The sequence below is a fragment of the Camelimonas fluminis genome, from assembly GCF_014656355.1.
Lineage (GTDB): Bacteria > Pseudomonadota > Alphaproteobacteria > Rhizobiales > Beijerinckiaceae > Camelimonas > Camelimonas fluminis.
Genome location: NZ_BNCG01000071.1, coordinates 1 through 7,494 on the forward strand (window position 1 = coordinate 1; position 7,494 = coordinate 7,494).

The following is a 7,494-nucleotide window of genomic DNA, read 5'->3' on the forward strand; positions in this document are numbered from 1 at the left end:
CTGTCCCGAATGTTGTTGCGGAACCAACCGCCGCGACCAGTGCGGTAGCGTTTAGCACCCTCCCCCCGGAATGCTTGTCAACCGTCGCGCCCGCTCGTCGGTCAGGGCCATGGCCGCGAATTCGGCATCGAAAGCAGCGATACGCCAGTCCAGTTCTTCCCGGCGTGTGCGCGTCACCCAGCAGAAGTTTCATTCGAGCGCTCAGCGCCACTATGTCGGAAGTCAGTAACTCGCCGAGCCGAACTTGCAGGCGGGCGTGGCGCTGAGCCATAATATGTCCGCGTTCCAGCAGGACGCTCCGTATCTGGTTCGTCAAGGACGTCCGCTCGCCGACCAGGCGATCGCGTACCCGTTGCCGCGTCTGGATGTCGAGTTGATCTTCGCTCTTCAGTTCGACGAAGCGCATGGTCGGCCGTGTAGCCGCTTCCGCGATTGCCTCGGCATCGCGATCGTCATTCTTCTGCGCCTTGACGTAGGGCCGCACATACTCAGGCGACATCAACCTGACTTCGTGTCCGTGCGCCGAAAGCGACCGGCCCATGTGATGGGCCCCGCAACACGCCTCCATCGCCATCACGCACGGCGGCGTTCTGGCCGCGAACGCAATGACGCTTTCCCGGCGCATCCGTCGGCGCAAGACCACCTCTCCGTCCTTATCGAGCCCGACAAGGCTGCAGTTGTTCTTTCCCAAATCAATGCCAAGGAACACCATAGTCATGGGTCGGTCCGCCTCTCACGGATACCGGCAGCTTACATCCGCCGGAGTGAGGGGCGGGCCATCCATAAAAGGGGCTGGAGAAGTTCGCGGCACGCGGCGGGCGCATCATTCCAGTCACCGATGCCACGGGTGCCGAATGCGGTATCGGGCCTGAAGCGACAATCGTGATGCCGGATATGGACCCGACATTTGCAGCCATTGTCTACGCTCCGCCGATCCGGATGACACTGGCGGTTACGAGCCTTTTGGGGTAAACATACTCGCAAGCTATGGGCGCTCGCGATAAGAAGGGTGCTGTGGGGTCAAATGGAACGATTGAGCTTCGCTGAGAACGATTTATACAGTGGCCTGGAAGCGTCCATACATCTTGCAAGGTATGCATTCGCCCGCCCGCTATGTCAGGGCAAGTCTGTGCTAGACATAGCGTGCGGCCAAGGCTACGGCTCAAGATTACTTGCCGACTGGGGTGCCAGAAGCGTCGTTGGAGTCGACGTTTCAGTCGACTCGATTGATCTGGCTCGGCGTATGTTCGGCTGCGCGCAGGTGACATATCGGGCGGGTGCAGCTGAAGCGCTCGCCGACATGTTCGCGCCGGAAAGCTTCGATCTGATCGTTTCGCTGGAGACCATTGAGCACGTGCTCGATCCTAAGGAGCTACTGCGTTGCTTTCGCCGGCTTCTCGCGCCGGGCGGTGCGATCGTAGTCAGCTGCCCCAACGATTGGTGGTACTACCCCACAGAACAGGAAAAAAATCCTTTTCATCTTCGAAAATATACTTTTAACGAGTTTCAGCAACTGTCCGAACAGGTGCTCGGACCCGCCTGCGCCTGGTTTTTTGGAGCACCCGTCGCAGGCTTCGCGAACGTGCAGATCGCCGGCCTAGCGCAGGCTTCCCCGTCAGATACGCAAGGGATCATGCTCAATGCATTGGATCTGCCAGGTGGGCTGACGCTTCCTGCTGAAGCTCAACGGGCACCGAATCCGAATAATGTCAGCTATTTTTTGGGCATGTGGTGCGAAGAGGCCGTAGCTCCCCCCGCTGGCACCTGGCATGGGGCTGCATTGCTGTCCGCGTCCATGGATGCGCTGGTCCAAGGTTTTTTTGCTCAAATCGCTTCGCAGATCGAGGCATTGCGGCAGGAGCTTCAAGTGACGAGACACGCCACTGTTTCGGTTGAAAGCAAAGGCCTCGACCTCGACGAGGCCTTGCGGATTACAAGACAGATGCTGGAGGTTGAGCGGGCAACAGCACGCAGCAAAGACCAGCAGCATGAAAATCAATTGCGGCTGGAGCATGAAGCCGCCGCGCGCTGCCGACAAGAGGCTGAGCAAGCGCAACGCGATCAAGAAGTCGCCGACCGTCGCTATCGGCAGCTTGAAACGCATGCCCATCTTCTGGAGTTGGAGGCCCGACGCTATCGGCGTGTGCGCAACCTCCTCCCCGGAGGACTGCGTCGTCGTCTTATGCCTTTAGCCAGGCGCGTTTTGAATATGGTGCGCCGCGTTGTTCGCTAATAGCTACATGTCCAAGACAACCAAGTATACGGCGATGGAAAAAAAAGACAAAATAGCACTGATTATCGACGCAGAGGGCTGGGCGTTCCACAATATCGCGCGAAATCTTGTCAAATATCAATCTCATCGTTTCGATTTCGAAATATTTTCGGTCGCTGATCTAGATGGCATCGAGCATATCGCACGCCTGACACAAAATTTTGATCTAGTTCATTTTTTCTGGCGTATAAATTGGCTAGACTTGCTGTCTGATTCAAGTCGAAGCACCTTCACGCGATGGGGTATTGATTTCGATGAATTCTTAGCCGGCTATAAACACGATGTCGCGCTGACTTCAGCCGTGTATGACCATCTTTTCGTGGCCCCGGAACCTGTGCGGGCCGATCTTGCAGAGGCCATGCATCGATTGACGGCCTACGGGGTGTCTTCGCAGCGCCTGTGGCATTCCTACACCGAGTTGGTCGAGTATCCCGCCCCGCTGATGGTACTGGAGGATGGCGTGGATCTGGATCTATTCCGTCCGCAAAGACTGGAGAGATTCGATGAGACTGGAGCCCGATCTCTCATTGTCGGGTGGGTCGGCAACAGCGGTTGGGCTGCCGAGACCGAAGACTATAAGGGTGTGCATACCCTTCTTCGTCCTGCCGTCGAGAAGCTTCAGGCCGAGGGATTGCCGATCGAACTCAGGCTGGCAGACCGCCAGTTGGCCATCATCGCACATGCGCAGATGCCGGACTTCTACGCTGGTATTGACGTCTACGTATGCGCTTCCAAGATTGAAGGCACACCAAACCCGGTTCTAGAGGCTATGGCGTGTGGCGTGCCCATTATCTCCACCGACGTCGGTCTGGTGCCCGAGGTCTTCGGCTCGTTGCAAAACGAATTCATCCTCACGGAGCGCACCGCGTCCGCGATCGAGGCCCAGCTTCGCCGCCTGTTTAACGAGCGATCGCTGTTGAAGCAGTTGTCGCAGGAGAATCTGCGCTCCATTTCTGGCTGGGACTGGGCCAACAAGGCTCGCGCCTATGGCAACTTCTTCGATGCAAGCCTGGTACGTCATCGGAAATGGCGTGCTCACCAGACCCGGCTGGCTAGCGTTGCCTCCGATCCGACTTCGTTCAGCGAGGAGGTGGTCACGGCAACACGAGAATTCGCGATGGGTAGCGACATCTGCCTAGAGTCCTTGAAGGAGCAACTTGTTGTCTGCATGCTGTTTTACAACAAACTGGAGCAGACGATTGAGAGCATAGAGAGCTTCCTCGACGCGGGTGTGCGCGTCAATTTGATGGACAACGGCTCAGAGGAAAACGCCGCACTGCAGATGCGCGCCCATTTTGCATCGAATCCGCTCGTTCAGATTGTCAGTGCGGGATGTAACGCCGGTGTATCCGGCGGGCGGAACCGGCAGTTGGCTGCCACGGATGCGCGCTGGCTATTCTTCGTCGACAACGACATATCCGTGCAGACCGACGACTGGTTGGAGCGATTGGCGTCGGCAATGCGCAGAGCTCCCGAGGCTGACATTTATGTGCCACGCCTGTTCAACAAGCACGAGGATGCTTGGGGGCAGATGTTCGACTTCGTGGTGGATGCCGGAGGAAACTGTGCATTTATTGCCACCGCTTCGGAATTTTCAAACGCCTTTCCTGGTGGTGCCAGTATCGTTAATCGCCGTGTCTTCGAGCGCCACGGCCTCTACGACGAAAATCTGTTTGTGGGCTTCGAGGATTTCGAGTTGGCTATCCGCGCCTGGCGTGACGGGCGTCCTCTCATTGCGCGACATGTGGACGACATCGTTCTGCTTCACGACCATCGTGTCTCGCAAACTACAGCCGACAAGAAAACTGCCCTAGTCAGATACGATACAGGCCACATCAACCACTCACATGCTGTTGTTCAGCGCAAACATGGCATTCTGTTAGACCCCAACTTCGGCGATTGGCTTAAAGATCAGGTCCGGCAACTTACCGGTGAAAACGTTTTGGAGCCGTCAGATGATGCGACGGGCGTTACTCTTCATGCACTGTCGGGGGCCACGGTGCGCCCCCGATATTGCGGTGATGGCATGCGTATTCTCGTGTTGGTCGATTGCGCTGATGAAAGCGGGTGGCTGAGCCTGCGTTCTGCAGCTGCAGCTGCCAAGCGCGCGCAAGCCTCAGGTGCGGCCGTCATCATGCGGGTGGTCGGGGCATCCTCCCAAATGCTGATGAATGCCGTAACCGCGGGGCTATTGTCTGAAGAGGATGCATATCGATCCAGTCATGGTCCCGACGCGATCGAACCCCGTCTTGTAGTAGATGTGATCTGCTGTATGCAATCTGGGCTAATCAGTGCAGACTTTCTGATTCAATTGGCTCAGGAGGAACGCTTTGGCAATGCTTTCGAGAATCGAATCTACGCGCCAGAGAGGGTGATGTGGGTGTCGCGCGAGAGAGCCGGCGTCCAATTGGAGCGACTTGGCTGTTTCGATGCACTGACGCCATGGGACACACTGTCACCCTTTCCGGTTTTTGCATTCTCCGCAAGGAACACGAAGGCATTGGGAGATCTGCGTACACATGATCTGGCCGAATGCGCACGCCATTGGTTGATGCGGCTGGTCGCCTCGGGCTCTACGGGTTTCGGCGTGCCGGGCAGTCTGGCAATCGTCGCCGTCAGCTCGATTGAGGCGTGTCGTCAGCACGCACACGTACAACAACTTCATGGCGCAGAACTCGAGTGTAAGCATTCTACGTGGGTCTTTCTTGAGCAGGAAAACCTACGGGACATCGCTCTTCAACAGGATACAGCCTCGGTGGATTGGGCAACCCTGCCCAAGGGTCGCCAGAGTCAGGATGCGATTGTGTCGGCGTCCATCTATCCGGTCCTGTGTCGTCTGCTGGAAGCAAAGATCAGCCATGTGCTTATCGCGCCTTGGCTAAAGCGTGGGGGCGCAGACAAAGCAACATTGGCTTACCTGCTGGCAATAGCCGAGAAGTTGCCTGGCCGCGTACTATTGATCACGACTGAAAACAGCGAATCGCCATGGCTGTCCAGACTTCCCAACGGCGTCGAGGTCATCAATTGGCACGAGGTGGTAGGCGATGTTCACAATACATTGGCGCGGCAGAGCCTGACTTGGATGTTGTTGAGGCTGCGTCCGGCCGTCGTCCATGTCATGAATTCGTGGCTTGGCTGGGAAATGCTGGCTACCGAAGGGATGCAACTGCGTGCGGTATCGAAGACATTCGCTTCGTTATTCTGGTACGGGCCTTCCGAGAGAAACCGCATCTGGGGCTACGCGGCAGAGTATTTACGCCGGGTCGAGCGTAATGGCGGTGTCGATCTTTTCATTACCGATATCACGGTGTTTGCTCAGCGCCTGCTTGAAGACTACGGCGTGTCCGGTGATCGCTTCAAGTGCGTCTGGCACCCCACAACATATATCGCAGCTGATCTCCCGGCTTCCCGTCCTCGGGAAGACCGCTCAACCGTACTGTGGGCTAGCCGGTTCGCCCCCGAAAAGCGGGTTGATCTGCTTTTGCAGATTGTCAAGAAATGCCCCGACTACACGTTTATCGTGTATGGCGAGTTAGAGGATGCTCATCCTTCGATCAAACAGCATTGCGTTGAACTTCTGGCACAGGGCAATGTGCTTCTGGGTGGGGCATTCGACGATTTTCACGTGCTACCTTTGCAGGAGTGCGACGCTTTCCTTTACACGTCCTCGTCTGATGGCATGCCGAATGTTCTGATCGAAGCCATGGCCCATGGTCTACCGGTCGTTTCGTCCATTGTTGGTGGCATTGGCGATCTCGTGAATGAAGAGACGGGCTGGCCTGTCTACGATGTGAACAAGGTGGATGCTTATTGCAGCGCCTTGCACCAGCTTTTTAGCGGTACCGAAGATGCTAGAGGGCGGGCTCGTTCCGGCTTAGAACGAGTGGCGCAACGGCATAGTTTCGGAGCTTTCTCTGGCAGTGTTCAAGCTATACCGGGGTACGGGCTGTTGGAGGGGGCGTCATAGGTTTTTAGGCGGTCTGGACTGATTTGACCGAGAGAGGTGGTCCCCAGTTTTCGAACCAGTCGTTGGGCTCGGTCATCTGGTGAAAGACAAGCAGTATCACGACGCGAAAGCGCTATTCGACTGTGTCCAAGGCGAGGTGGCTTTGGCGGCGATTCGCAAGGAGTTGACGATAGTTAAACCGGACAAGAAGTGCGATATCCATCCGACGATGATCGGTGGCTGGAAGCGAACCGCGATCGCAAACATGGCGGCAGCGTTTGGTGACCCCGGGCTCCTTGCGCCCAAGATATCGGAGAAGGGTGTTGAGAAGCTGCATGGGAAGATCGGCCAGTTCGTCATTGAACGGTTTCTTTTTGTCGGTAGCCTCCTGTCTCATTCTTGCTGCTGGGGGCAAATGGCATGATCTGCGACGCTCCAAGCTCCAGTCCCTCTCCAAGAAGCACTTCCGCCTCCTCCCTGCCCCTGGCCTCCACATACACCCGCAATTCCGGCGCGTTGCCTGAGGCGCGCAGGTGCAGGGTGGAGCCGTCGCCGAGGGTCATGCGCAGGCCGTCGCGGCGGTCACGCGCCACCACGCCGCCGCGGCTGGCGAAGGCGGCGTCACGGAATGCAGGATCGTCATCATCCAGCCGGGCGATGAGCGCGGCGGTTTTCTCCTGGGGGACATTCTGCAACCGGTCTGACAGCGCACAATAAAATCCTGCCTCATTCGCCAGTTCCGCCAGCGGACGGCCCCGTCGCGCCGCAAGGTCAAGGCAGGCAAGAATGGGCAGCATGGCGTCGCGCGTCGACAGGGCGGGCAGCCTGTGGCCGTCCCGCTGCACGTCGGACCCCAGCAGCACGCCGCCGTTAGCCTCAAAACCAACCACGATCGTAGCCCCAGCGGCTTTGGCCTCGGCCATGCCCTCGATAACGTAGGGGCTTCCGACTTTGGTGCGCAGCACCTGACGGAACTGGCCCAGCTTTTCGAGGGCGGAATTCGATGTCACCGGCGTGACGATAACGTCAGCGCCCAGCGCCGTCGCCGTCAATGCGCCCACCAGATCGCCGCGCAGGAAGGCCCCGCTGGCGTCGCTGACCAAGGGGCGATCGGCGTCTCCATCAGTCGAAACGATGGCGTCCAGCTTCTGCTCGCCGGCCCACTGACGCGCAAGCGCATTGTCCTCCGGACGCAACGCCTCCGTGTCGACTGGAATGTAAGCGCTGTGCCGCTCACACCTTGCGTTGATGGCTCCACGGCAGGAGGCTGTCGATG

At 57.8% G+C, this 7,494-nt stretch carries 4 protein-coding genes and 1 pseudogene; 3 read left to right on the top strand and 2 right to left on the bottom strand.

Going from position 1 to position 7,494, the window contains the following annotated elements; translation table 11 throughout:
• A pseudogene (locus IE243_RS21615) lies at positions 1 to 718 on the bottom strand (IS110 family RNA-guided transposase); the annotation flags it as partial.
• Positions 719 to 1,033: 315 nt separating this feature from the next.
• Here IE243_RS21615 and IE243_RS21620 point away from each other — a divergent pair.
• From IE243_RS21620 to IE243_RS21630, 3 genes are all read left to right on the top strand, one after another.
• Complete coding sequence (locus tag IE243_RS21620; protein ID WP_191321377.1) at positions 1,034 to 2,233, top strand: methyltransferase domain-containing protein; 1,200 nt, start codon at positions 1,034 to 1,036, stop codon at positions 2,231 to 2,233.
• Positions 2,234 to 2,240: 7 nt separating this feature from the next.
• Entirely contained in the window at positions 2,241 to 6,239 is a 3,999-nt protein-coding gene (locus IE243_RS21625) for a glycosyltransferase (RefSeq protein WP_191321378.1), read from the top strand.
• Positions 6,240 to 6,318: 79 nt separating this feature from the next.
• A complete protein-coding gene (locus IE243_RS21630; RefSeq protein WP_191321379.1) occupies positions 6,319 to 6,642 on the top strand; it encodes a hypothetical protein in 324 nt (107 codons plus the stop codon).
• Here IE243_RS21630 and IE243_RS21635 read toward each other — a convergent pair.
• The coding region (locus IE243_RS21635) for a phosphohexomutase domain-containing protein (protein ID WP_505661118.1) at positions 6,575 to 7,494 on the bottom strand (920 nt) is incomplete at its 5' end. The two genes, IE243_RS21630 and IE243_RS21635, sit on opposite strands and share 68 nt — an antisense overlap.

Bases quoted from the DNA above. Each gene is read 5' to 3' on its own strand.
- IE243_RS21625 (WP_191321378.1), top strand. From the start codon at position 2,241: ATGTCCAAGACAACCAAGTATACGGCGATGGAAAAAAAAGACAAAATA.